This is a genomic window from Ruegeria sp. AP7, assembly GCF_056539905.1.
Genome location: NZ_JBQFVT010000004.1, coordinates 23,454 through 48,701, shown reverse-complemented (window position 1 = coordinate 48,701; position 25,248 = coordinate 23,454). Strand labels below are relative to the sequence as shown.

The window sequence follows — 25,248 nt, the reverse complement described above, 5'->3', positions numbered from 1 at the left end:
TCGATTTCGTAGCCAACCACTTGAAGATGGACAGCCTTAGCTGTCCATCTTCAATGCTGAGATGAATGCCTCCTGCGGGATATCCACCTTCCCGAACTGGCGCATCTTCTTCTTACCCGCCTTCTGCTTGTCCAGCAGTTTGCGTTTCCGCGTGGCGTCGCCGCCATAGCATTTTGCGGTCACGTCCTTGCGCAGCGCCGAGAGGGTCTCGCGCGCGATGACCTTGCCGCCGATGGCGGCCTGGATCGGGATTTTGAACATGTGGCGCGGGATCAGGTCCTTGAGCTTTTCGCACATCGCCCGGCCCCGCATCTCGGCCCGGTCGCGGTGAACCATGGTGGAAAGCGCGTCGACGGGCTCGTCATTCACCAGCACCGACATCTTGACCAGATTATCCTCGGTATAGCCGGTCATCTGGTAGTCGAAACTGGCATAACCCTTGGTCACCGATTTCAGGCGGTCGTAGAAGTCAAAAACAACCTCGTTCAGCGGCAGGTCATAGACGACCATGGCGCGGGAACCGGCATAGGTCAGGTCCAGCTGGATGCCGCGGCGGTCCTGACAGAGTTTCAGCACGTCGCCGAGGAATTCATCAGGCACCAGGATGGTCGCCTTGATGCGCGGCTCCTCGATATGGTCGACCTTGGACGGGTCGGGCATGTCGGCGGGGTTGTGCAGCTCGATCATCTCGCCGTCTTTCATGTAGACGTGATAGATCACCGACGGGGCGGTCGTGATGAGCTCGATATCGTATTCGCGTTCGATGCGGTCGCGGATGACCTCGAGGTGCAGAAGGCCCAAAAAGCCGCAGCGGAAGCCAAAGCCCAGCGCGGCCGAGGTTTCCATTTCAAAGCTGAAGCTGGCGTCGTTCAGGGCCAGTTTGTCGATCGCGTCGCGCAGGTCTTCGAATTCCGAGCTGTCGACGGGGAAGAGGCCACAGAACACCACCGGCTGCGCGGGTTTGAAGCCGTCCAGCGCGTCTTCGGTACCGTTGCGGTCATTGGTGATGGTGTCACCGACGCGGGTGTCGCGGACCTGTTTGATGGATGCGGTGAGAAAGCCGATCTCACCGGGGCCGAGGCTGTCTACCATCTCCATCTCGGGGCGGAAGACGCCGACGCGGTCCACATGGTGCAGGGTGTTGTTTGACATGAACTTGACCCGCATGCCCTTTTTCAGCGTGCCGTCCATGATGCGGACAAGAACGATGACGCCCAGATAGGCGTCGTACCACGAATCCACCAGCATCGCCTTGAGCGGCGCATCCAGATTGCCCTGCGGGGCGGGCAGTTGGTTGACGATGGCCTCAAGCGTTTCGTGGATGCCCTGCCCTGTTTTGGCGCTGACTTGAATGGCGTCGGTCGCGTCGATGCCGATCACGTCCTCGATCTGTTCGGCCACGCGGTCACAATCGGACGCGGGCAGGTCGATCTTGTTCAGCACCGGCACGATCTCATGGTCGGCATCGATGGCCTGATAGACGTTGGCCAGCGTCTGCGCCTCGACCCCTTGGGTCGAGTCCACAACCAACAGCGACCCCTCGACCGCGCGCATGGACCGGCTGACCTCATAGGCAAAGTCCACGTGGCCGGGGGTGTCGATCAGGTTCAGCACGTATGCCTCGCCATTGTCGGCAGTATAGTCGATGCGGACCGTGTTGGCCTTGATGGTGATGCCGCGCTCGCGCTCGATATCCATGCTGTCGAGCAGCTGTTCCTTCATGTCGCGATCCTTGACCGTCCCGGTCTCTTGAATGAGCCGGTCAGCAAGGGTGGATTTGCCATGGTCGATATGCGCGACGATGGAGAAATTGCGGATATGAGCGAGGTCTGTCATGGGTTGGGGATATGCGTCGGAAATGGGCCGCGGTCAAGGTGGGACGAGAGCCCGGCGAAACCCTTTGATTGCGAGGCCTATGACCGTTCAGAGCAACCTGTTTTTAACCAACTCCGCGTTCATCCAATGCGTCTCACTTTGCACATGGCCCTCGCGCACGTATTTCGCGAGATGAGTGGGCATGTCTTCTTCGTTAAACGCAGCCGTTGTACGGACGACAAAACCCTCCTGAGTATCCAGATTCAGGTCTGCGATCACATCCGCCACAACCTTAGCAGAGAACCGTCCGCGATAAAATTCGGGAACAGCGACGATCCCAAGTTCTTCAAAGCGTGACAACGTCGTGTCCCAAGACTGAACAACGCCTGCAATTATCCAGCCAAACCCCAGAAAATAAGTTGGCAACTCTGAACATGCGATTGAATGACGCGCAAACAGATACTCGCCGACAATGCGCTCATCCTCGGCAAGTTGAGGCGCAATGCCTGCTGCGAATGCCTTCATCCAATCGCGCGACGGATGATATCTAGCGTCGATGCTACGAGGATGACAGCCTTGACTATGGATTGTTGTATTCTCACCATCCATCTTTTCGGTGAAGACCACCTCATCAGCCGAAGCCAATTCATCAATGCTGGACATTATCTTATCATCGCTGGTAGCCCCGGGGGATTCCGGCAAGTGAAACGTGCGTCCGTATTTCTTAAGCATATTGGTCTCACGAAAGAGTTCTAAACAAAGTCGGGCCAGAAAACGCGACATCCCAGCCGCGTGCAATCACTTTTTCAAACCACCCAATTGATCCCGAATCCAGTTTGATTCATACTCCGCCGCAGACCGAGAGGGGCAGAAGACCCGTCCGGGCAGGCAAAAACGAGGCTCGAGTATGAAACAGTTCCTCCTAATCGCATTTTGTGCGGCATCGGTGACGGCGGTGGCCCACACAGTGGACGCGGCGCAGATCAAGCGTGCGTGTTTGGCATCAGACCGTGAGGCGGCGACGCGGGCGCGGTGTACGTGCATCCAGCGCGTAGCAGATCAGGCGTTGACGCGTGGCGATCAGAAGACCGTGGCCAAATGGTTCGAAGACCCCCATCAGGCGCAGGAGTTGAAGATGTCGCAGACCGCGCGCGATGATGCGTTGTGGGATCGGTATCAGAACTTTGGCCAGATGGCGCAGGCGATCTGCAGCTGACCGACGGCAAATCCTTGACCTGATGCCCGCTGCGCCTCAGAAAAGGCGCAGCGAAAGGTATGTGCGATGGTGATGAAAGGGCTGACCCTGCGGGGCCTTGAGGTGTTCGAGGCACTGGCACGGACCGGATCGGTGGCGCAGGCGGCCGAGATCACCGGACTCAGCCAGCCCTCGGTTTCCCAGCAATTGCGCAATCTGGAAAAGGCTTTGGGCACTGATCTGGTGGATCACGGGCGGCGGCCGATGCGGCTGACGCAGGCCGGGCGCAGTTTTCTGGCGCGCACTCAAGCGGTGCTGGGTGAGCTGCAAGTGGCGCAGAGCGAACTGGCGGTCATGGATCTGGGGCATCTGACCACTCTGTCCATCGGATTGATCGACGATTTCGACAACGACTTGACGCCCCGGCTGGCCACCCTGCTAGCCGATAGTCTGACCCGGTCGAAATTCAAGCTGATCACGCTGTCGAGCCTCGATCTGTTCGAAGCATTGGAGGCGCAGCGGTTACACATGGCTGTCTCGGCCCATTCTGGTGAAGTATTGGAAGGTGTCATCGAATACCCTCTGGTCCAAGACCCCTTCATTTTGGTCGCGCCCAAGGGCGCAGAGCAGCCGATGCAAGATCTGCCCTTCCTGCGCTACGCCCGTGAACAGTTGATCAGCCGCCAGATCGAAGGTCATCTGGCCCGGCAGCAAATGGAGTTCGAAGAACGGTTCGAAATCGGCTCGCATCTGGCATTGATGGCGATGGTGGCGCGGGGTTTGGGCTGGGCGATCACCACGCCGCTGGGCTATATGCGCGCCGCGCGGTTTCATGACGGGCTGGAGGCGCACCCTGCCCCGTTTGGCGAGTTCGCGCGCAGAATCTCACTGATTACTCGCTCCGACTGGTCGGATCAGGTGCCGCAGGAAGTGGCGGATATGATTAAGCGACTGATGCAGAGCCAGATCGTTGACCCTGCTTTGGCGCAGTTGCCGTGGCTGGACGGGCAGCTGAAGGTGATAAGTTAGTCAAGCATGAATGGATCGCACCGCTGCCTGAACTGCATTTTTTGTCAGCTCAAGGTCCATCTCGGAGATCGTCAGTGAAGGATAGAGTTTGCCGGGCGACTTGAAGATGCCGTGGTGTCGCAGCGTCGCATTATAGGCTTCGTTACGCTTTGGGTCGTCATGCTTGGCGGTCCGATAGTCTCTGCAAGCACTGGCTGTAAAAAAGATGTCGAACAAGGTCTCATCACCACAGATTTGATGCGGAATATCAGCCTTGCTCAACTCCTCACTTTGCATGTCTTGCAGCTCTTTTCCGATGGCGCGCAGGCGGTCATAGCTGCCCTCGCGGCGTAGGATGTCCATCGTCTTAAGGCCGGCTGCGGCAGCGATCGGATTGCCTGACAGTGTGCCAAGCTGCATTAGCCATTTGTTCGCGCCGACAATAGATTTGTCGAAATGCTGCATGATCTCGGTATTGGCCCCAATGGCGGCCAGAGGAAAACCGCCGCCGATGATCTTGCCCAAGGTGCAGATGTCTGGAGTCACTCCATAGCGTTCCTGTGCGCCGCCATAGGCCAGCCGGAAGCCCGTAACGATTTCGTCAAAGATCAAGAGGACACTGTATTTGTCGCACAGGTCGCGTAGCCCTTGCAAATAGCCGGGCAAGGCGGGAATTATCCGCTGCAGTGGCTCTACGATAATCGCGGCAACGTCCTTGTTTTCGGCCAGCAGCGCCTCGACCGCGGTCAGATCGTTAAACGGGGCGATCAACATCTGATCAGCGACCCCTTGCGGGATGCCCGCGCTGTCGGGAATAGCTTGGGGGAAGTTGATGCGGACTTCGGGCGCAAGGCTCATCTGTGCTTCGGCGCTCATCCCGTGGTATCCGCCTTCGAACTTCAGGACCTTGTCGCGGCCGGTATAGGCGCGGGCAAGACGGATGGCGTACATGTCGGCCTCGCCACCTGAGGCCACAAACCGGACCTGTTCGCAGCACGGCACCGCCTCAACAATCGCCTCGGCCAGTTCGATGCCCTTGGCATTGTTAGCAAAGAAGGTCATGCCCTTGGGGAGTTGCTCAAGAACGGCATCTATGACTTCGGGATGGCCATGCCCCAGAAGCATCGGGCCGGAGCCGATCAGATAGTCGACATATTCGTTCCCATCCTCGTCCCAGACACGGCTGCCTTCACCGCGCGCGATGACTATGCCGGGATCGAAATTGCCGAAGCCTCCGGCAGGCAACACGGTGCGGGCACGGGCGATCCAATCGGCTTGAGAAGTCAGTTTCTGCATAGGTCAGTCCAGTTCAAGAATTGGGGTACCAATGATGTCCGGATTGGGCCTCACCCCAAGCCCGGGGCCTTCTGGTGGTGCAATACGCCCATCCTTGCGGGACGGACAATCCGGTGCAATGCGTGGCCCTACATAGGACGACAGATCGCAGGTGTTCAGTAGGGCATCTCGCGGTGTCGAGGCGGCGAAATGCAGCGATGCGGCGGTGACGATGTCTGATCCCCAAGTGCATTCCGCGCAGATCTCAGCCCCCAGATGCACAGTCAGATCACGGGCGCGGCGCATCGCGGAAAGCCCTCCGAATTTCGACAGTTTTAAGGCGGCTGCGTCCAGCACGCCCAGTTCATGCGCGTGCATGAGCGACGCCAGATCATAGGCATTTTCGTCGATTTTCATAGGCAGGCCAGTTGCCTGTCTTACAGCTGCACAATCTTCCAGCGTTTTGCAGGGCTGCTCCAACATAACATCCAGATGTGCCACCGCGCGTCCCGTCCGAGTGGCCTGAAGTTTTGTCGCCCCGCAGTTCCAGTCGCCATAGACCAGTGGGCCGTCGCCCACGGCTTCGCGTACCTTGGCCAACCGTTCAGCATCTGCTTGCCAGTCGGCGTCGGCCCCAAGCTTGACCTGAAACTGTCGGATACCCGTCGCATGAGCCTGACGCGCGATCCGCGCCATGTCGTCGGGTGCGATGCAGGTGATCGAGTGATAGAGCGGCATGTCAGCTTGGGTGCGGCCACCAAGCAGTGCGTAAAGGGGCTGCCCGCTCGCTCTGCCGAACAGATCCCACAACGCCATGTCGACGATAGATTTCGCATAGAAATGTCCTTGCAGGAACGCATCCAGTTTGCGCATTGGGGCATCAATGCCGAATGGTTCGACTCCAAGGATTTCGGGTGCCATTTCCTCGATCGCACCGGGGACACCATTGGCGAATGCGGGCAGGTAATGCGGGATCGGGCAGACCTCACCCCAGCCTTTCTTTCCGTTATCGGCCTCCAGACACAGGACATGGCTTTTGACCGTGTCGCAGGTCTTGCCCTCGGCCATGTAGTAAGTTTCATGGCTGGTCAGATCGACAGACCATAACGAAATGCGAGAGATTTTCATGATATGTCATTTCCATCTGTCAGTTGCGGCCCGGACTCGAACTGATTGCGCCAGAACACCAGACATAGAACCGAGTCTGCGCCCGTCGTCATCGCGTGAGGCTGGTTAGAGGCGTGGAACGCAGTGTCGCCAGAGCTCAGCCAGCGCTTAGCTTGTCCGGCGCGTAGGAACTCTGCCTGCCCGGCAAGCACTAGATAAAGCTCTTCCGCGGGGTGATGATGCCACGGATAGTGCAGATGTGGCGGCATATAGACCAGCCAGACACGCAGTTGGTCTGATGCAAAGCCGCCCTGATCGCCGACCAGACAGAAGCAGCCAAACCGATCCAAGAAATCATCGCCTATCCCGCTATCTCGATAATGCTCGAGCCAGTGCGCATCGCAGGCAAGCGCAAGCACAGCGTCACGCAAGGTCGAGACTGTCCCAGACCGCAACGCTTGGTCAGTTGCCAGCAAATCAAGCGGAGGCAAGGCCCGCGCCGTGACCTTTTGTGGCACAAGATCAGTCGGAAATGAACTGAACTCCGCAAGAGAGGGGTGGGTACGAAAGCAGCGGACAAGCTCGGCTGCTGCGTGCGTCCAGACCTGTGCTTGTGTCACGCGATCTCCCTTGCGTCGGTTCTGGGCTTTTCGGATTTGGGATCGTAGGCGGGATCGCCCAGCACACGGGCTGCGCGGCGGATGCCGTGGATCACCACTTCAAGCGCCGTGCCGGGAGTGGCGGCGTGAGGTTTGACATAGGCAAAGGCCAAAATCTTCCCGACTGTTGGGCCAAAGGCCACCGACGCTGTGGCTCCGACCACCTGCCCGTTCAAAATCACCGCCTCACCGCCGTGGCCGTCCGCTTTACCGTCGGGCTCGATTTCCAGATAGGCGCAGACCCACGGCAAGTCTGTGTTCAGCGTCTTGTCCCGGCCCAGAAATTCCTTGTCCGTCTGGGCAAAGCGCAGCACGTCGGCCTCGACCAGTGTGACCTCGTTGGTCAATTCGCCAGCGCCCTTGAAGCCCTTCTCCATACGCATCGCATTCATCGCGAAGCTGCCGTAATCGGCAATGCCGTGTATCTCACCCGCAGCCCACAGCGTAGTATAGACATCAAGGCTGGCGTCATTGGGCATGTGGAATTCCCAACCGAGCTCGCCCGCGTAAGACATACGGAATGCCCAGATATTGTGACCTGCAACCGTGATTTCCCGCGCAGACAGCCAGCGGAACCCGGCGTTGGACAAGTCGGCGTCAGTGCAGGCGGCCAATACGTCACGCGACTTGGGACCGTTCAGGGACAGGGCACTCCACTCGGACGACAGTGCCGTTATCGTCACATCTTCCTCCGCACGTTGACAGTTCAAGTGGTCCAGCAGGCGTTGTTCGAAGAAAGCGGCGCAGACCAGATAGAAGCTGTCTTCAGCCATCCGCACAATCGTCGTTTCCAGCTCGATCCGGCCAGCGCGGTTCAGCATGTGGGTCAGGGTGATCGAGCCGATCTTCTGCGGCATTCGGTTGGCGGTCAGCCGGTCCAGCAATGCGTATGCATCCGGCCCTTCGACCAGCACCTTTGCGAAGGCGGTCACATCCATGATACCAACGCCGGTGCGCACCGCTTTCACCTCGGCCGCGACCATATCGTCGACGGGGGAACGGTTGAAGGAATAGTGGTCGCACTGTTCGATCCCCTTGGCGAAAAAGCGTGGGCGTTCAAAGCCATAGACCTCTTCATGCACGGCACCTTTGCTTTTCAGCAGATCGTGCAAAGGGGACGGCTTGATCGGGCGTCCGGCCAGACGATTGAAATGTGGGAAGGGGATTTCGTGGCGCAGACAGTAATCCTCTTCGGCCTTCACTACCTGCCAGTCCTTCTTGGCATAACTGCCAAACCGGCGCGGGTCGAATTCGCGCATCGAGATGTCAGCTGCCCCATGCACCATCCAGCGCGCCAGCTCGCGGGTCAGGCCGGGCCCCCATCCAATGCCGATCTGAGTGCCGCAGCAGCACCAGTAATTGCGCACACCGGGTGCCGGGCCGATCAGCGGGTTGCCGTCTGGGGGATGGCTGATCGCGCCGTGCACCACGCGTTGAATGCCCAGATCGGCAAAGATCGGCATCCGGTTCAGGCTTTCTTCCAAATACGGCATGACACGGTCATAATCCGCGTCAAACAGCCAATTCTCGTAATGCCATGGGCATTCATCGTGCCAGACCGAGTTCGGGTTTTCTTTCTCGTAAATACCGATCAGGCCCTTCTTTTGCTCCATCCGGATATAGCCCGAAACTTTCTTGTCGTCGCGAATGACGGGCAGTTCTACGTCGAGACCCTGGAATTCGGGCACCTCGTCGGTCACGAAGTAATGGTGCGTCATCGAGGTCATGGGCAATTGCAGCCCCGACCATTCGCCCATCTGCCGCGCATAGGTGCCGCCGGCGTTGACGACATGCTCGCAGGTGATTGTGCCTTTCTCTGTCTCAACGACCCATTCGCCATTGTCAGCTTGCGTGATGTTGGTGGCGCGGCATTGACGGATGATCCGCACGCCCTTCTGACGGGCCCCAGCGGCCATCGCCATCGTGACATTCGTCGGGTCCACGTGACCGTCATCCGGCGTGTGAAGTGCGCTCAGAACACCACTGAGGTTATAGAACGGGTGTAACTCGGCCACCTTTTCCGGGCCAACCAGTTCGATGTTGAAACCCAGCGAGCGACCCACCGATAGCGTATGGCGCAACCAGTCCATTTCGTCTTCCGTATAGGCTAGGCGAAACGACCCGCAGCCGTGCCATGTCACCGGCTGGCCTGTTTCCGCTTCCAAGCCACCGGAATAGAGACCGATATTGTAGTCCACGCATTTCCCCAACCCAAAGGACGAGGTCGAATGTGTGATCTGTCCAGCGGCGTGCCATGTGCTGCCCGAGGTCAGCTCGGCCTTTTCAAGCAGCACCGTTTCCTCACCCCAGCCTTCATGCCCTAGATGATAGGCCAACCCGACGCCCATGATGCCTCCGCCGACGATGACCACGCGTGCGTGGGATGGAAACTCACTTGCCACGACAACATCCTTTTCGAGTCGTTTTCCTCTCGACAGGCTAAGCAAACAAAAATACCATCGTCAATCATGAATGGGACAAATGTATCAAATACGATTCTCGAGCGTCTGGCCGATGAGCTTTCCGAGCTGACGCCCGAGGCACGCAAGGCGGCAACCTATGTCTTGGAAAACCCCCGTGATGTGGGGGTGTCGACGGTGCGCGAAATCGCAGAGGCTGCGAATGTCAAACCCAACACCGTCGTGCGCATGGCCCGTCAGGTCGGGTTCGAAGGCTACGAAGATTTCCGCGCGCCCTTCCGCGATGCCATCCGACGCGGCGCCGCCGACTTCCCCGACCGCGCGCGCTGGCTTCAGGACATTCGCAAATCGGACGATCTGGGCGGGCTATATGCCGACATAGTGCAAGACGTGCTGCGCAACGTGGAAGAGACCTTTGCGGGTATCTTGACCGACGACCTAAAGACGGCGGCCGAGGCGATCTGGGCCTCGCGCAATGTGTTTACCCTTGGCGTGGGCGTCAACAACTCGATCGCGCGCAATTTCACCTATCTGGCCTCGACCGGTATGAAGGAGTTTCACGCCATCCCGCGTCCGGGCTCGACCCCTGTCGATGATCTGGCGTGGGCAGATGAAAGTGACGTGCTGATCGCGATCACCTGCAAACCCTACCGGTCCGAGGTGGTCAAAGCCGTCGAGATAGCGCGCGAACAGGGCATGATCATCGTCGCTCTGTCCGACAGTCCCGCCAGCCCGATCCTGCGTCTGGCCGATCATGACTTCGTGGTATCGGTCGATACACCGCAATTCTTCCCGTCCTCGGTCAGCATCATCGCGCTGCTCGAGACGCTTTTGTCATTCGTCATCGCCGTTGCCAGCGACGAGATCGTCGAACGGGTCGAGAAATTCCACAACCGTCGCCACCAGCTGGGACTGTATCACGAGGAGAAGACATGACCGAACCCATCAGGTCTTTGGCCGCGCGTTATTACACCGATCCCGATATTTATGCGCAAGAAATGTCCGGCCTGCTTGCCCGGACATGGCAATTCGCGGGCCATGTCAGCCAGCTTCCCAATGTCGGTGACTATTTCACTTTTGAAATTGCGGGCCAAAGCCTGTTCTCGATCCGTGGCCGGGACGAGGTGATCCGCACCTTCTATAACGTCTGCCAACACCGTGCCCACGAAATGGTCACCGGGACTGGTAACACTCGTGTGGTGGTCTGCCCCTATCACGCCTGGACCTACGAACTGACTGGACATTTGCGCGCGGGTCCGAACATCAAATCCGTTCCGGGCTTTGACCGCTCTGAGATCTGCCTGACCGAAGTCCGGACCGAAGATTTCCATGGCTTTCTTTTCGTCAACCTCGATGACGATGCGGCGCCGATGGACGATTGGTTCCCCGGTGTCCGTGAAGAGATCGCCGAATTCGTTCCCAATGTCGTCAGGCTTGCCCCTCTGGAATGGGTCGAGGTGCCTGAGAACTGCAACTGGAAGGTCTCGGTCGAGAATTACTCAGAGTGCTACCACTGTCCCATTAACCACGCGACTTTCGCCGAGGGTGTAATCAAGCCGGAAACCTATGACATCCAACCGGATGCGGACGGCGGATATGTTCTGCGCCATACGACCGAATGTCAGCCAATGGAAAAGATGACCTATCCCGTGGACATGTCGGTGCCCCATGCAGGGGATTATCAGAGCTGGTTCCTGTGGCCCATGTTCTCATTCCAATGCTATCCGGGCAATGTTCTAAACACCTACCACTGGCGTGCCCACGGCCATGAAAACTGCACCGTCTGGCGCGGCTGGTTTACGCCGGAAGGTGCTGAAAGTGAGGTAATCCGGGGCCTTGCAGCTCAAGATCGCGAAACAACAGTAAAAGAGGACATCCACCTCGTGGAAAGTGTGCAGCGTGGGTTGAAATCTCGTGGTTATCGCCCCGGTCCCCTTGTGCTGGACCCCAACTGCGGGGTCAGTTCAGAGCATTCCATCGCTGCATTGCAGCGCTGGATGCGTGAGGCTGTAGATGGTCAAGAACATTGACGCACAATGCACCAACATATTGATCGATCTGTAATGAAGGCCTACTGGCTAAGCTACATTGATCGCGCGTTGGTCAACGGCATAGCCAGCCGGATCGACGCGTTGAACCCTGGCACCGACAAAAAGCTGGCCGAGTGTGCGCATAAGGATGCGGGCAACGTTGTCAGCGCCGATATGGCTGCAAAACGCGCGCATCTATCAGGTGCCTTGTCCGATCTGCGCCCAATCGAACATGGTCACATGGTACAGGCCATGGGCGACTATATGCTGACCCAAATTATTGCCAATGGCACATCTTATAGTTGGTCGGCGGTGTTTTCACCTGCAACCTCGACTGCGCCACGACGCCGCCCCCGGATGCGCGAAGCCTTGTGGAACTATGTACAAACCAAAAACGTCGCCATCAAACTGAAGGACTAGACCATGAGCGTATTTGACGAAGATCTGTTTCTAAAAGGGCTCGAACAGCGCAAAACTACGCTGGGGGCTGAATATGTCGAAAAGAACTTGGCTACAGCAGATGATTTCACTCGCCCGTTTCAGGAGGCCATGACCGCGTGGTGTTGGGGCTTTGGCTGGGGGGATGACGTGATCGACGCCAAGACCCGGTCGATGATGAACCTCTCGATGATTGGCGCACTAGGCAAAATGACTGAATGGGAGACCCACTGCCGCGGGGCCATCAATAATGGCGTCACCAAAGAAGAAATCCGCGCAATTGTTCACGTGATTGGAATTTATTGCGGCGTGCCGCAGGCGTTGGAGTGCTTCCGTGTGGCCAAGAAGGTGCTGGAGGAGAGTTAGAAAGCGCGAGCGCTCAACCTTACACTGGCGGTCTCGCACCACAACGCCGCAGACTAAACCGCACAGACAGTTTCCGAAGTAGAGCCCGGATATGTTGCGCCACAAGCAAAGAAGTACACTGTTTAAGAAGCAATCCTCCTCTGGGCGTGCGAGCCGATAGAACATTGGGCTTCGTATAGTGAAAGTTTTAGAAGGCGCCGCGAAGCAGTAAATTCGCGCAAGGGATGATCAACTTCGGCCGCCTTCGATCCACACTGGGTCCGCAATAGGGATAATTGCTGCCCTCCAGCGCGACTGTTACGTTCGGCACTATGGCCTTCTCTGGCGCTTTCGCTGCCTAATGCGCCAATGCAGGAGGTTGGACGCCACTACTGTACACTTGGTCTGCATCCAATGGGGAAGACGCGGGACAAAGGGTTAATACGCTGCGGCTGATCGAGCGTCTGCTGCAAAGTACTGCTTTGGCTCTTTCCATACCACGTATCAACTGCCACTTGTGCGCGCCGATAACGGAATTGCGACATGACGCCTTACGAGTACTCCTGACCGGGCACATCCCACTCGCGCTTTAACCGGCGCTTCCCTCAGTATTGCGACTGCAACCCCAGCAGGAACGCAGAAACCATGTCGGTTATCTCGGCTTCCCGTTCCTCGTCCACTTCTTTTCCGTTCAGCCATGTGATGCTTAGAAATACTAAAATCATCGAGCGGCGCGCGATCGCAATCTGACCCAGCTTTTTTTCGCCCAAGCTTGCTCAGTCCGAGATGGCCGCCGATCAGTTCTGCTTCGATATCCAGACCGCAGACGATAATGGCTTCGTTTTCATCAAAAGCATCGCGGGTAGGATCCAAGCACTTCGTTAAAGGCGAAAGTGAAGCCGAGGTGCCGCTGCAAACGGCCGGAGACTATTGGTATCAACCAGGCGGAGAGCATCACAATGACTCGTTTCCTACCGGCGAACCAACAATTCTGTTGATTCAATGGGAAGGTCCAATGGACGTGCACTTTCACCCGAATGAATAGAACCAAGATTCAAATGGCGGGATACATGCCCCTCCATATTTGTTGCTCACCTCTGTTCGGACATTGGTACGCAGTACAGCATCGATCTAAACGAGCTCTGAGCAGGCATCGGTGCGTTCAGTGCCCTGAATGCAGGGCGTACTCCAGCTTCTATAGCTCAGCGCTCAGGTACGCCTGCAAGCCATCAACAGCAATCTCGATCAGGTCCAGCGTTCCATCGAAATCGCGGGTATAATACGGATCGGGCACGTGATCGGCGCCGGAATGTGGCGCGAAATCGGTTAGCAGGCGGACAGGAGTATCGCTGCCATCGGGGCGCAGGCCCTCGATATTGGCGATATTGTCCGCATCCATACCGATGATCAGATCGAAGCGGTGGAAATCCTCGGCCACGAACTGGCGCCCGCGCAGGTCGTTGAGGTTAATATCGCGGGCGCGGGCGGCTTTTTGCATTGGGCCATAGGGCGGATCACCAATATGCCAACCCGAGGTTCCGGCGCTGTCGGTTTGGTGATGGGGCGCCAGGGCGCGAAAAACGCCCTCGGCTGCCGGAGAGCGGCAGATATTGCCCAGGCAGACGAAAAGGATACGGTGTGTCATGGGAATGGGTGTAGCGCGTGAGGCGGCCATGGAAAAGATCGTCATTCTGACTGGAGCCGGAATTTCCGCCGAAAGCGGGCTGGGCACGTTCCGCGACAAAGGCGGTCTGTGGGCGCAGCACCGGATCGAGGATGTCGCAACGCCCGAAGGCTTCGCCCGCAATCCGGCACTGGTGCACGGGTTTTACAATGCCCGCCGGGTGCAGGCCGCCAAGGCACAGCCTAATGCCGCACATCGGGCGCTTGCCCAGCTGCAGAAGCGATGGCCCGGCGAAGTGGTCATCGTCACGCAGAATGTCGACAGCCTGCATGAGGCAGGCGGGGCTGCACGGGTGCTCCATATGCATGGCACGCTGGCCGGTGCCCTATGTGGAGTTTGCGGGCACCGCTGGACCTCGCCACCCGAGATGGAGGTACACGAGCCTTGCCCAGCCTGCTTTCAACCGACGGCCCGACCCGATGTGGTGTGGTTTGGTGAGTTGCCCTATTTTATGGATGAAATTTACGATCACCTGGCTGAAGCAGCACTGTTCGCCTCAATCGGCACTTCGGGTCAGGTTTATCCGGCGGCGGGTTTTGCACAAGAGGCACGGGCCGGAGGTGCGCGAACGATAGAATTGAACCTTGAACCTTCCGCTGGGGCGTCCGTCTTTGATGAGACACACCTCGGGCCCGCCACCGAGGTGATCCCGCGTTGGGTCAATGAAATGTTGGTACGGGGCCGCACGCGATAGGGGCAGACAGAGCAGCGCTTTCGCGTCTATGGTGCTGAAAACAATAAAGCTGAGTGAGTTCATGACAGATCTACCACCCAAAGACGGAGAAATCCTTGACGATAGCAGCATCAACGCGCGTGACACACTAAGCGAGAATCTGGCCAACCTGTGGTGGACCTTCTTGCTGCGCGGAATTCTGGCCGGTCTGATCGGGATTGCGGCGCTGTTCTGGCCCACCAGCAGTATCTCAGTATTGCTGCGGCTGGTGGGGGCGTTGCTTATTTTGGATGGTGCGCTCACTTGGCTTGGGTTTGGGCGACGTGGGCTGGTTGGAGGCTTTGGCATCGGGGCTGCTCTGATCGGATTGATACTATTGATCTGGCCGCAGGGAGTGGCGTGGCTGGCATTTACGCTGATGGGGGCGATGGCGTTATTCGTGGCCATAGGCTCCTTCATGGCCCTGCCTCAGATGCACCCACAGGATCCCGAGCGTGCAACGGTGCGAAATTCAGGTATCTTTGCCCTCATCATCGGGCTGGTGCTTATCTTCTGGCCCGGCAGCGGAATGGTGGCTTTGGGTTGGGCAATTGCTTTCTTTGCATTGACCTCGGCCATCGTGATGTTCTTTCTAGCCGCACGGTTCAAAAATGCGGGTGATCGGTTGGGAATGAAAACTGTCAACCGCTAGCAATACAGGCCGGGCATTGTCCGGCCTGATGCCTTGATGATGGCTGATGAAACGTCGGATTAGTTCGAATGCGTGTGGTCGTGTGAACCGTGCCCGCCCTGATCCTTCCGCTCCAAATCTACGGGGATTTCTACAACAACCTCTCCGGCCTGTTCAAAAATCAGCGTCACCGGCACAGAAGATCCCTGTTCAAATGGCGCATTGAGTCCCATGAACATGACATGGTCACCGCCACGTTTCAGCAGGTGGGCTTCACCTGCCGGTATGGCAAATCCTTCCTCGACATGGATCATCTGGGCAACGCCGTTTTCATCAACCTTGTGGGTGTGAAGCTCGACACGACCTGCCACATCCGATTTGACGCCGATCAAGCGGTCATCGGTATCGCTGTGGTTTTCGATTACCATGAAGGCGGCACCGGCCTTGGCCGATTTACCTGAGGACCGCGCGTAGGCATCGTCAACAACGATAGCATCGGCAGCCATGGCGCCTGAGGTGAACGAAAGCGCAGCCAAAGTTGCGAGCAAAGTGGATTTGAGGGTCATTGCGACTCTCCTTACGTAAATGTCTGATTTTGTTAGATGTCTAATTCAGACAGAGATCGGAGGAGCGCGGGCAGGATGCCGTGGCAAGGGGGCGGAAATCAAATCCGCCGAGCGTAGTGGTGGAGCGGGCAACGCCCTGGACGGAGCCAAAGGCAGGGCAGAGCGCGCGTCGTGCACAGCGCCCAGCAGGCTAAGCGCATAGTCCGGACAGTAATGCGGCGCACGTGTCGGTTGACCTTCGTCATCCATATACACAACCACAGGCCCGGTTCCGGTGCACAGAACCATCTGTCCCACCGCACGATCAATACCGCGCGATGCAGCAAGGCCCTGCCCCGTGACAATTACGAGCAGGGACAGCGCATAAGGCAGTATCTGGCGGAAAATGTCTTTCATCCTAGCCCGAGATATACGCCTGAGTTTCTATCCGCTTCAAGCGAGAAGGCAAGGCTGAGACAGAATGGCCCGGTTCAGGATTTGGGTGGTTTTGCCGGGTCGGCGTTCATACTCGTATGTAGACGATTCACCCGACGTTGCATCCGCGTGCATCGAACCACTGCTGCCGCAAGTGAAGCTGGCAAAAAAGACAATAAATTTGTTACTCGAAACTGCATGATGACCCCCCAGAATCAACAATATGCATAAACATATATTGATCTCATCAAGGCTTCTGTGAACAAAGTCACGGAAAGGCTCGCTTTGTTCGCTTTTTGAAAACAAAAGACAGGTCCACGGCAATCATCACCGACAAAAAAGCCCCGCATCCAAGGATGCGGGGCTGAATATTTGTGTGTCGGTAAGACTTACGCCGAAGCTTGCGCTTTGGCGATTTCCTTCTTCACTTTCAAGGCGTTCGCCGACAGCTCGTCATCCTTGGCTTTCGCCAGAAATGCATCCAAACCACCGCGGTGGTCTACCGAGCGCAGGGCTGCCGCCGAGATGCGCAGCTTTACGCCGCGGCCCAGGGTTTCCGACTGCAGGGTAACGTCGTTCAAGTTGGGCAGAAAACGACGACGAGTTCTGTTTTTGGCGTGGCTGACATTGTTGCCAGTCATCGGGCCTTTTCCGGTCAGTTCGCAACGGCGCGACATGGTTTCTTCCTTTGTTTCTGGAGGCCGGGTACAAGACCCTCGGCCAAATCACAAGGGGCGCAACCCGAAGTCGCGCCCGAAAACTGGTTGGATGCGTGTAGTGGGAATCGCGCGGAGGGTCAAGACGGCTGCGGCGAAATCTTTGCCCCCTTGTTGAATTCCTTGGAAGTTCAGATCGGAGGCATCCGCAACAGCGGCTTGTTGTTCTTCAAATGCCGCGTGATCAACTGCGCCTGCATCCGCCCACGCGGGATTAGGCGGGCCGGATCTGCACGGTAGTCAACGTCGGCCAGCTCGGGAAAAATCTCGAATATCTCGCGGCGGGACGCAGCGCTGAGCGCCTTCAGCGCCTCGGGGCCAGTATAGAGGCTTTCGGTCGGCGCGTTCTCGGCAAAGATCACCTGATGGCGGTCAAACAGCAGGTGAAAGTACTCAACGCTTTTTACGCTTTCATCAACGTAGATATCCGGCATCGCAGTGAGTTTGATGGCCGGAATCAAAACCTCGTTCGTGCCGAACATACGTTGGGCGATCTTTGAGTGCACCAGCATCCGGTGCTGGCGCGAGACCAGCAGATCACGATGCGGCAACCCCTCGCCCAATGCGCCTGCAAGGATGCGCACAGGCCAGAGTCTGGGATTGGCCTCAAGCTGGGGGCGGTCAAATTCGCGCCGTCCGATCCAGCGGATCGGGTGCAGGCCCTGCCCCAGCGTGGGGATCAGGTCACCGGTGCGCAGCGACTGGATCGGTGTTTGGCCGTGCTGCGTCGTGATCAATGTATCGCGCGTGAAACAGGGCATGCCTGACCCGTTCTCGAACGCCGAATAGGTGACAGTTATTCCGGATGGCAGGGTGAATGTGCCGCTTGAGATTGAGTATCCAACCCCATCTTCAACCGTAATCACCCCGAATGTATCGTCCGTGATAACAGTGCCCTCAGGCAGGTTCAGCGTGTCGGTTCCGCTGCCGCCGCGAATGTCGCCTGTCACCGTGGTGCTGATGAAATTCAGCGTGTCATTGCCGCCGCCGAGCCGGATATTGCCCACGGTTGACCCGCTGACATCAACCGTGTCCGCATCGGACCCGCTGGCGATGCGCCCGCCAACCGTGCTGTTGGTGACAGTGATCGTGTCGATACCTGCGTTGCCCAGGACATTGTTGGCAATGGCACTATCGGTGATGGTGATATCGTCATTGCCGCCACGGCCCCGGATATTATCAATCGGTGTCCCCTGCGGCGTGCCATTCAACGTACCGTTGTCATTTGTGACATCGATATCGTCATCGCCGTTGGTGCCATTGATATTGGGCATTCTGACGTGTCCCGTTCCTCGGAGCATCCGGGCACGATCCGAGCTGATCAAGCCCTTTCTCAACCCGGTTCAAACGCAGCGACTCACACTCAAACACAGAAATATATGCAACGATAATACACTATTAGCGGTCAGCGCACCAGCCGCGCGCACATCAATCCGCCAGAGTGTTACGTGTCGGACAGCCCGGCGAGGATTTGTTCGGCCGCTGCCGACGGGCTGAGACGGCCCGCACTGACCTGCGTGCCCAGATCGCTCATCCGGTCGCGCATCTGTGGCGTTTCCAGGCGCGCCAGCAAGGCGTGGCGCACCTCTTGTTTGAACCAGTATTGCGCCTGTGTAGAGCGGTTCGACGCCCAGTGCCCGGCGTCGCGCCGCCATGTGGTCAGCGCCTGCATTTCGTCCCAGGCCTGTTCCAACCCGTGCTCTTCAACCGCTGAAACGGTCATGGCCTTCGGGAACCCTTCGGGGTCTTGCGGGCGTTTGCGCAGCAGACGCAGCGCGCCCGCGTAATCAGCGCAGGTGCGGGTGGCAGTCGCTTTCAGGTCGCCATCAGCCTTGTTGATCAGAATCATGTCGGCCATTTCCATGATGCCGCGCTTGACGCCCTGCAACTCATCACCGCCCGCCGGGGCCAGCAGCAGCAGGAACAGGTCAGACATCTCGGCCACCACGGTTTCCGATTGGCCCACACCCACAGTTTCAATCAACACGACGTCAAATCCCGCCGCCTCGCAGAGCGCAATCGCTTCACGCGTGCGGCGCGCCACGCCGCCAAGGTGGCTCTGGCTGGGGGACGGGCGGATAAAGGCGTTTTTCTCGCGGCTCAGCCGCTCCATGCGGGTCTTGTCGCCCAGAATCGAGCCGCCCGAACGGGCCGAACTGGGATCAACTGCCAGAACCGCAACACGTAACCCCTGCCCCGTCAGCATCATTCCGAAGCTTTCGATAAAGGTCGATTTGCCGACACCTGGCGTGCCGGACAGGCCAATTCGCAGCGCCTGACGTCCGGCGCCGCTCAATTGATCCAGCAGTGCGGTTGCCTGCGCCCGATGATCTTCACGCCCGCTTTCGACCAGCGTGATCGCACGGGCCAGTGCCCGGCGCTCCCCGTTCAAGATCCTGTCGCCAAGCTCGGCAATGTTCATCGGTCAGTCCCCGGCTGGAATTTGCCATAGATGAGAGGGGATGACCCGATTTGTCCAGCCCCAACTCGGGCCCGGATCGGCGATGCTGGACCTTGGCCGAGGCTTTGGCGATAAGGCGATATGACCCGGTTGCCCATTGATGACGCCATCCCTGACCTTCTGAACGCCTTGCGAACGCATGGGCGCGCGGTGCTGCAGGCGCCTCCGGGCGCGGGTAAAACGACCCGCGTGCCGCTTGAGATGCTGCATGCAGGCCTTGGCAATGGTCGAATCGTGATGCTTGAGCCGCGTCGACTGGCTGCGCGGACCGCTGCAGAGCGCATGGCTGAGACTTTGGGTGAACCTGTGGGTCAGACCGTCGGCTACCGCGTACGCGGTGATACGAAGGTTTCAAATTCCACGCAGATCGAAGTGGTGACCGAGGGCATTTTGACCCGCATGCTGCAATCCGAACCGGATTTACCAGGCGTGGGGGTAGTAATTTTCGATGAATTCCACGAGCGCTCGCTGAACGCCGATCTGGGGCTGGCCTTATGCCTTGAGGTGGCAGGAGCGCTTCGGGACGATCTTATCCTGCTTGCAATGTCTGCGACACTGGATGCCGAACCGGTGGGGAGGCTGATGGATGCGCCGCTCATCACTTCCGAGGGGCGCAGCTATCCGGTTGAAACCCGTTGGCTTGACCGACCTCTGGGTGCGCAGGCTCGACGTTTGGATGCGCTTGTTGATCTGGTTGTGCAGGCCGAGCGGAAAACTACTGGTGGAATGCTGGTTTTCCTGCCCGGCGAAGGGGAAATCAGGCGCGCCGAGACTGCTTTGACACGCCGCCTGCCCAACGACTGCACGGTGCACCCTCTTTTTGGTGCCCTGCCATTTGCCGCCCAACGCGCAGCAATTGCGCCAGTGACGACAGGCCGCAAGGTCGTGCTGGCGACATCGATTGCTGAGACCTCGTTGACCATACCCGATATCCGCGTGGTGGTGGATATGGGCCAAGCGCGCCGCGCACGGTTCGATCCGGGTTCTGGCATGTCGCGGCTGGTGACCGAACGGGTTACACGGGCCGAGGCCACTCAACGTGCGGGCCGTGCAGGCCGGGTAGCCGAAGGCGTGTGCTATCGGCTGTGGTCCAAGGGCGAAGAAGGCGCGCTGCTCGCATACCCACCCGCTGAAATCGAAGCTGCCGACTTGACCGGAATGGCGCTGGAACTCGCGCTCTGGGGCGCGGAGCCGGGTGATCTTGCGTTCCTGACTTCGCCACCTGAGGGCGCATCGACCGAGGCACGATCCTTGCTAACCATGCTCGACGCCTTGGACAGCAAGGGCCGGATTACGGAACACGGGCGCGCGTTGGCTGCGTTGCCGCTGCATCCACGTCTCGCGCATATGTTGGTGCGTGCGGGCCGCGAGGCCGCGCCCTTAGCGGCGCTGATGGCAGATCGAGATCCACTGCGTGGCGCGCCGGTTGATCTGTCGTTGCGGCTCGAGGCGTTGCGGGATATCCGCAAGTTTCGGCACAATCGCGTTTGGCAAGTCAACGAGGGCGCGCTGGACCGGATCAATACCGAGGGAAAACGATTGCGTGCGCAAGCGCAGGGCTCTGGCGATCTGAGCCCTGCGGCGACGGCAGCCCTGGCCTATCCGGACCGCATCGCGCAACGGCGCAGGGGTGATACCCCCCGCTATGTCCTCTCGGGCGGTAAGGGCGTAGTGCTGGAAGCTGACGACACCTTGGCAACAGCTCCTTATCTGGTCGTCACCGACACAGACGGCAACCCGCGTGAGGCCCGCGTACGCATGGCCGCACAGATTTCCGAGGGTGAAATCCGCGATCTATTCGACGATCAGATTGAATGGGTCGATAGTTGCGAATGGTCCAAGCGCGAACGCCGTGTCGTGGCCCGACGGCAGGAACGCTTCGGGGCGATCACCCTGGATGACCGCATCTGGAAAGACGTACCCGAGGACGCTGTGGCTCAGGCAATGCTGGTCGGGGTGCGTGATCTGGGAATACGGCTTCAGGGGGCCTCGGCAAGGTTGGCAGCGCGGGTCGAGTTGGTTCGAGCTGAAGGTGTTGACCTACCCGATTGTTCGGAAGGGGGTCTTATGGACGCGCTGGAGGACTGGCTGCTGCCTACGCTCTCGGGCGTACGCAGCGCCGAAGACTGGAAGCGTTTTGACCTGTTACCAGCACTGCGCGCCCGGCTGGATTGGGCACAGACGCAAGAGCTGGACCGCCGCGCGCCAGGGTCGTTTGTAACTCCGCTGGGACGCAAGCTGCCAATCGACTATGGCGGTGCGGTGCCCGAGATTTCGGTGCGATTGCAAGAGGTGTTCGGTGTGACCCAACACCCGGTGATCGGTGGTGAACCCTTAAAGATCACTCTACTATCACCGGCGCAGAGACCGATCCAGATCACCCGCGATCTACCGGGGTTTTGGGCGGGCTCTTATGCCGATGTGCGCAAGGATATGCGGGCGCAATATCCCAAACATCCCTGGCCTGAAGATCCAACTCGGGCTGACCCAACTCTGCGTGCGAAACGCCGAAAGACCTGAGGTTGAAGTCGAAATTCATGTGAAATTTAAAAATCTATCCTGAATTCGCCCCATAAAACGGCAAAAAACACACATAATGAACTGCAATTCGGCCAAAATTGCTCAACAAGGTAGGGACGTATTGTTTAATCTGCGGTACATAATTATGTAATCTTTTCTGACAACATTGAGAGACGCCCATTTAAACGTCCAAGAAGGCCGAGCATGACGAAATGGATACGCAACATCTGGGAAGAGGTCGCGCGACCGTTATTCCAGCGCCCGAACCGGGTGCAGGTTGCGGCGCTATGCACGCGGGGCACAGAGACCGGCGATGATGTATTACTGATCACCAGCCGTGGAACCGGACGTTGGATTATTCCCAAAGGCTGGCCCATTGATGGCCTTAACGGCCCCGAGACTGCTTTGCAGGAAGCTTGGGAGGAAGCTGGCGTTCAGGCGACGGATGTTCCAAAGGAACCGATCGGCCAATACTCTTATGACAAGACATTGAACGACGGCACGGCGCAGCATGTGGTTACCAGCGTATATCGTGTTCAGGTGACGAATCTGGCCGACGACTATCCTGAGGCCAATCAGCGCGAACGCTGCTGGGTTTCGCCCAAAGTGGCGGCTGGACGGGTGCAGGAGCCTGAATTGCGCGATCTGCTGCTGCAAATGTAACAATTACGTATATTTCTCATGTCAAAGGTTGCCGCTTTCGACGGAACAGGGTAGCGGCGGGCGTCAAATCGAACGGCCTGTGAAAACCGATGTCTGATCTACCACCCAAAGCTCGCTGGCACGCGCTCGACAGCGACCTCCACCGCATTTCTCGTCTTGAGTATGCCAATGCACATGTGGCGCGCCCGCTGCTGGCGCCCGGTATCGCGCTCGTCTTTATCGCTCTGGCAGGTTTGGCCGCCGCAGTTATGTTTGGTCGCGCCGATGGCGGATTAATCGTTGTCGCCGCTGCAGCCTTCGGGGCCTATATGGCGATCAACATCGGGGCCAACGACGTCGCCAACAACATGGGACCGGCGGTTGGTGCAAATGCACTGACAATGGGGGGCGCGATTCTGATCGCCGCAATTGCCGAAAGTGCTGGCGCACTGCTCGCGGGTGGAGACGTGGTTTCGACCATCTCCAAAGGGATCATCGATCCAATGTCGGTGCAAAACAGTGATGTCTTCATTTGGGCGATGATGGCTGCACTGATATCTTCCGCGTTGTGGGTAAACCTAGCAACCTGGGTGGGCGCGCCTGTTTCAACCACGCATTCGGTCGTAGGGGGCGTTATGGGCGCCGGCATCGCTGCTGCCGGGCTTGGTGCCGTAAGCTGGGGCACGATGAGCGCAATTGCGGCGAGCTGGGTTATCTCACCCGTGTTGGGTGGCGTGATCGCTGCGGGATTTCTGGCGCTGATCAAACACAAGATTCAATACCAGGACGATAAAATCGCAGCTGCACGTCGCTGGGTTCCCATTCTGGTCGCCGTGATGGCCGGGGCTTTTGCCACCTACCTTTCGGTCAAGGGCCTGAAACGCATCGTCAAAATCGATATTGAGTTCGCCCTGCTGATCGGGCTGGCCTCGGGCGGATTGATCTGGGCCGCGACCGTGCCTTGGGTGCGACGGAAATCCGAAGGCCTTGAGAACAGAACCCGGTCGTTGAAAACGCTGTTTGGTTTGCCATTGGTGATCTCCGCAGGGTTTTTGAGCTTCGCCCATGGCGCAAACGATGTGGCCAATGCGGTGGGCCCGCTGGCCGCGATCGTGCATGCTGCCGAATTCGGAGATTTTGCATCGAAAGTGTCGATCCCGACATGGGTCATGGTAATCGGAGCCTTCGGCATCTCTTTCGGTTTGTTCTTGTTTGGGCCCAAGCTGATCCGCATGGTAGGCAGCCAGATCACCAAACTGAACCCGATGCGCGCGTTCTGTGTTGCGCTTTCAGCAGCGATTACAGTTATCGTAGCCAGTTGGCTGGGCTTACCCGTCAGTTCAACCCATATCGCAGTTGGGGCCGTGTTTGGCGTGGGGTTCTATCGGGAATGGCATGCAGAACGGCGCTGGAAATATTCGAACCTGCAACGACCCGCTGAGCTGCGTCTTGCACGGGAAGAGCGTCGGCGGCGCAAGTTGGTACGGCGATCCCATTTTATGACGATCGTAGCAGCGTGGGTAATTACGGTTCCTGCAGCCGCAGCCCTGTCGGCAGTTATCTTCTGGCTACTGACCGCATTTGGTTGATCGGGGGTATTACCTGATCGACCGCAAGTGGCCCGCGCGGTGCTTGATGAATAAGGCCGCAGATGTGGCTGTTGATCGGAGTTGGGATCGCGTGAATTTGCCCGAGCTTGATGATTTCGCCTTGCAGACTGTCGATTTCGGTCGGGCGACCCTCCATCAGATCGTAGGCCATCGAGGTACGCGCGTTGGGGTCGATGGTAAGCATCTTTGCTGCAATCCGCGAAAAGATTGGTGTTGGCAACCGCAGTAGATGCGGGGTCGTCCATGCTGGCAGTGGCGTCGTTGAGGCGACTTCGTTTCCCGCGGATTTCAAAACGCGCAAAGCCTCGGCCATTTGATCGGCCATCAAGCAACGCCAGCTTCGATCAAGCAGTTGGTTTTGCAAGGTCAGACCTGATAACGCGTTCAGTGCATTGTTGAGATTGATCACCAGTTTGCCCCATTGCACCGCCTCGATCCGGTCGCTTTCGGTGACGGGCAAATCCGGAGCGCTGAGATGTCGGGCGAGATCACCCGGACCTTGTTCGATGACGATATCGCCTGAAGTGGCGCGATGATAGGACGCGGTATTGGTTGGCACCACATTAAAGGGCACCATTCCGGCCCGCACGTCGCGGCCGTCAAGGACCGCACGTAGTCCGCGGGCGTTTTCCAGCCCGTTTTGCCAGGACAGAACCGGGGCATTCGCCGGCGCGTGCGCCGCAATCAACGCTGCCATCTCGGCTGTTGCGCCGGATTTAACCGTGACGATGACCAATTCAGCGCCCACTAGACAGGCGGGATCTTCGCTGAGCATCAATTTCGCGGTGGGCACATGGCAGTCCAGATCTGCGAAATCGGTGACGGTCAGTCCCTGATCGCGGATCGGCTGCAGCACGCGGGCGCGGCCCAGCAGCGTGACTGCGTGGCCCGCATCTGCCAACAATGCACCGCAATAACAGCCTATGCTGCCTGCGCCCGCGATGACGATTCTCATTGAACTCCTCCGCTTTGGCCCAATGATCACCGGGATGGTTCAGTG

The 25,248-nt window shown here is 58.2% G+C and carries 25 protein-coding genes; 11 read left to right on the top strand and 14 right to left on the bottom strand.

All coding sequences use genetic code 11. From position 1 onward, the window contains the following. Nucleotides 1–36: 36 nt before the first annotated feature. Both lepA and ACR0KN_RS09425 read right to left on the bottom strand, forming a co-directional pair. The gene (gene lepA / locus ACR0KN_RS09430; protein ID WP_480653056.1) at nt 37–1,836 is read right to left on the bottom strand and encodes a translation elongation factor 4; all 1,800 of its coding nucleotides are present in this window, start codon (nt 1,834–1,836) and stop codon (nt 37–39) included. Nucleotides 1,837–1,923: 87 nt separating this feature from the next. Then, complete coding sequence (locus ACR0KN_RS09425) at nt 1,924–2,478, bottom strand: RNA ligase family protein (RefSeq protein WP_480653054.1); 555 nt, start codon at nt 2,476–2,478, stop codon at nt 1,924–1,926. Between the two features lie 244 nt (nt 2,479–2,722). Here ACR0KN_RS09425 and ACR0KN_RS09420 point away from each other — a divergent pair, with 244 nt between their 5' ends. Together ACR0KN_RS09420 and ACR0KN_RS09415 are read left to right on the top strand one after the other, a co-directional pair. Then, entirely contained in the window at nt 2,723–3,031 is a 309-nt protein-coding gene (locus tag ACR0KN_RS09420) for a hypothetical protein (protein ID WP_170473067.1), read from the top strand. Nucleotides 3,032–3,097: 66 nt separating this feature from the next. Continuing rightward, nucleotides 3,098–4,039, top strand: a complete 942-nt coding sequence (locus ACR0KN_RS09415; protein ID WP_170772641.1) for a LysR family transcriptional regulator — start codon at nt 3,098–3,100, stop codon at nt 4,037–4,039. Here the strand turns inward: ACR0KN_RS09415 and ACR0KN_RS09410 are convergent, their stop codons facing one another. From ACR0KN_RS09410 to ACR0KN_RS09395, 4 genes are read right to left on the bottom strand one after another with little or no spacing between them, the layout of a single operon-like run. Beyond that, nucleotides 4,040–5,314: an aspartate aminotransferase family protein gene (locus ACR0KN_RS09410; protein WP_480653052.1), complete on the bottom strand. Its 1,275-nt coding sequence runs from the start codon at nt 5,312–5,314 to the stop codon at nt 4,040–4,042. It lies immediately after the preceding gene. A gap of 3 nt (nt 5,315–5,317) precedes the next feature. Then, nucleotides 5,318–6,421: a mandelate racemase/muconate lactonizing enzyme family protein gene (locus ACR0KN_RS09405; protein WP_480653050.1), complete on the bottom strand. Its 1,104-nt coding sequence runs from the start codon at nt 6,419–6,421 to the stop codon at nt 5,318–5,320. Continuing rightward, entirely contained in the window at nt 6,418–7,020 is a 603-nt protein-coding gene (locus tag ACR0KN_RS09400; RefSeq protein WP_480653048.1) for a dimethylsulfonioproprionate lyase family protein, read from the bottom strand. The genes ACR0KN_RS09405 and ACR0KN_RS09400 overlap by 4 nt, the downstream gene beginning before the upstream one ends. Next, nucleotides 7,017–9,461, bottom strand: coding sequence for an FAD-dependent oxidoreductase (locus ACR0KN_RS09395; protein WP_480653046.1), 2,445 nt, complete (start codon nt 9,459–9,461; stop codon nt 7,017–7,019). The genes ACR0KN_RS09400 and ACR0KN_RS09395 overlap by 4 nt, the downstream gene beginning before the upstream one ends. 66 nt (nt 9,462–9,527) lie before the next feature. Here ACR0KN_RS09395 and ACR0KN_RS09390 point away from each other — a divergent pair, with 66 nt between their 5' ends. The 4 genes from ACR0KN_RS09390 to ACR0KN_RS09375 are packed head-to-tail and all read left to right on the top strand — an operon-like array spanning nt 9,528 to nt 12,313. Next, a complete protein-coding gene (locus ACR0KN_RS09390) occupies nt 9,528–10,415 on the top strand; it encodes a MurR/RpiR family transcriptional regulator (RefSeq protein WP_480653044.1) in 888 nt (295 codons plus the stop codon). Then, a complete protein-coding gene (locus ACR0KN_RS09385) occupies nt 10,412–11,509 on the top strand; it encodes an aromatic ring-hydroxylating oxygenase subunit alpha (protein ID WP_260023009.1) in 1,098 nt (365 codons plus the stop codon). Before ACR0KN_RS09390 ends, ACR0KN_RS09385 begins: the two co-directional genes overlap by 4 nt. Nucleotides 11,510–11,515: 6 nt before the next feature. Beyond that, complete coding sequence (locus tag ACR0KN_RS09380; protein ID WP_480653041.1) at nt 11,516–11,929, top strand: hypothetical protein; 414 nt, start codon at nt 11,516–11,518, stop codon at nt 11,927–11,929. Between the two features lie 3 nt (nt 11,930–11,932). Then, nucleotides 11,933–12,313, top strand: coding sequence for a carboxymuconolactone decarboxylase family protein (locus ACR0KN_RS09375; protein WP_010441730.1), 381 nt, complete (start codon nt 11,933–11,935; stop codon nt 12,311–12,313). A gap of 584 nt (nt 12,314–12,897) precedes the next feature. On the opposite strand, the gene ACR0KN_RS09370 is transcribed toward ACR0KN_RS09375, so the two are convergent. After that, nucleotides 12,898–13,062, bottom strand: coding sequence for a hypothetical protein (locus tag ACR0KN_RS09370; RefSeq protein WP_480653039.1), 165 nt, complete (start codon nt 13,060–13,062; stop codon nt 12,898–12,900). Nucleotides 13,063–13,487: 425 nt separating this feature from the next. After that, nucleotides 13,488–13,937: a low molecular weight protein-tyrosine-phosphatase gene (locus tag ACR0KN_RS09365; protein WP_480653037.1), complete on the bottom strand. Its 450-nt coding sequence runs from the start codon at nt 13,935–13,937 to the stop codon at nt 13,488–13,490. Nucleotides 13,938–13,965: 28 nt separating this feature from the next. Here ACR0KN_RS09365 and ACR0KN_RS09360 point away from each other — a divergent pair, with 28 nt between their 5' ends. Together ACR0KN_RS09360 and ACR0KN_RS09355 are read left to right on the top strand one after the other, a co-directional pair. After that, nucleotides 13,966–14,670: an NAD-dependent deacylase gene (locus ACR0KN_RS09360; RefSeq protein ID WP_480653515.1), complete on the top strand. Its 705-nt coding sequence runs from the start codon at nt 13,966–13,968 to the stop codon at nt 14,668–14,670. 61 nt (nt 14,671–14,731) lie between these two features. Then, nucleotides 14,732–15,340: an HdeD family acid-resistance protein gene (locus tag ACR0KN_RS09355; protein ID WP_050806461.1), complete on the top strand. Its 609-nt coding sequence runs from the start codon at nt 14,732–14,734 to the stop codon at nt 15,338–15,340. A gap of 59 nt (nt 15,341–15,399) precedes the next feature. Here the strand turns inward: ACR0KN_RS09355 and ACR0KN_RS09350 are convergent, their stop codons facing one another. The 5 genes from ACR0KN_RS09350 to meaB all read right to left on the bottom strand — a co-directional run bounded on the left by ACR0KN_RS09350 (nt 15,400) and on the right by meaB (nt 19,437). Next, entirely contained in the window at nt 15,400–15,885 is a 486-nt protein-coding gene (locus ACR0KN_RS09350; protein WP_480653035.1) for a copper chaperone PCu(A)C, read from the bottom strand. Nucleotides 15,886–15,930: 45 nt separating this feature from the next. After that, a complete protein-coding gene (locus ACR0KN_RS09345) occupies nt 15,931–16,281 on the bottom strand; it encodes a hypothetical protein (protein WP_480653033.1) in 351 nt (116 codons plus the stop codon). Nucleotides 16,282–16,688: 407 nt separating this feature from the next. Beyond that, nucleotides 16,689–16,976, bottom strand: a complete 288-nt coding sequence (gene rpmB, locus ACR0KN_RS09340; protein WP_008756960.1) for a 50S ribosomal protein L28 — start codon at nt 16,974–16,976, stop codon at nt 16,689–16,691. Nucleotides 16,977–17,146: 170 nt separating this feature from the next. After that, nucleotides 17,147–18,289: a Hint domain-containing protein gene (locus tag ACR0KN_RS09335; RefSeq protein WP_480653031.1), complete on the bottom strand. Its 1,143-nt coding sequence runs from the start codon at nt 18,287–18,289 to the stop codon at nt 17,147–17,149. Nucleotides 18,290–18,459: 170 nt separating this feature from the next. Beyond that, nucleotides 18,460–19,437, bottom strand: a complete 978-nt coding sequence (gene meaB, locus ACR0KN_RS09330) for a methylmalonyl Co-A mutase-associated GTPase MeaB (protein WP_480653029.1) — start codon at nt 19,435–19,437, stop codon at nt 18,460–18,462. A 120-nt stretch (nt 19,438–19,557) separates the two neighbouring features. On the opposite strand from meaB, the gene hrpB reads away from it, so the two are divergent. From hrpB to ACR0KN_RS09315, 3 genes are all read left to right on the top strand, one after another. Then, a complete protein-coding gene (hrpB, locus tag ACR0KN_RS09325) occupies nt 19,558–21,996 on the top strand; it encodes an ATP-dependent helicase HrpB (protein ID WP_480653027.1) in 2,439 nt (812 codons plus the stop codon). 204 nt (nt 21,997–22,200) lie between these two features. Then, a complete protein-coding gene (locus tag ACR0KN_RS09320) occupies nt 22,201–22,659 on the top strand; it encodes an NUDIX hydrolase (protein ID WP_170541471.1) in 459 nt (152 codons plus the stop codon). 89 nt (nt 22,660–22,748) lie between these two features. Continuing rightward, on the top strand, nt 22,749–24,227 hold the full coding sequence (locus ACR0KN_RS09315; RefSeq protein ID WP_170541473.1) for an inorganic phosphate transporter: 1,479 nt from the start codon (nt 22,749–22,751) through the stop codon (nt 24,225–24,227). On the opposite strand, the gene ACR0KN_RS09310 is transcribed toward ACR0KN_RS09315, so the two are convergent. Continuing rightward, on the bottom strand, nt 24,196–25,203 hold the full coding sequence (locus tag ACR0KN_RS09310) for a 2-dehydropantoate 2-reductase (protein WP_480653025.1): 1,008 nt from the start codon (nt 25,201–25,203) through the stop codon (nt 24,196–24,198). The genes ACR0KN_RS09315 and ACR0KN_RS09310 overlap by 32 nt on opposite strands. Nucleotides 25,204–25,248: the final 45 nt, after the last annotated feature.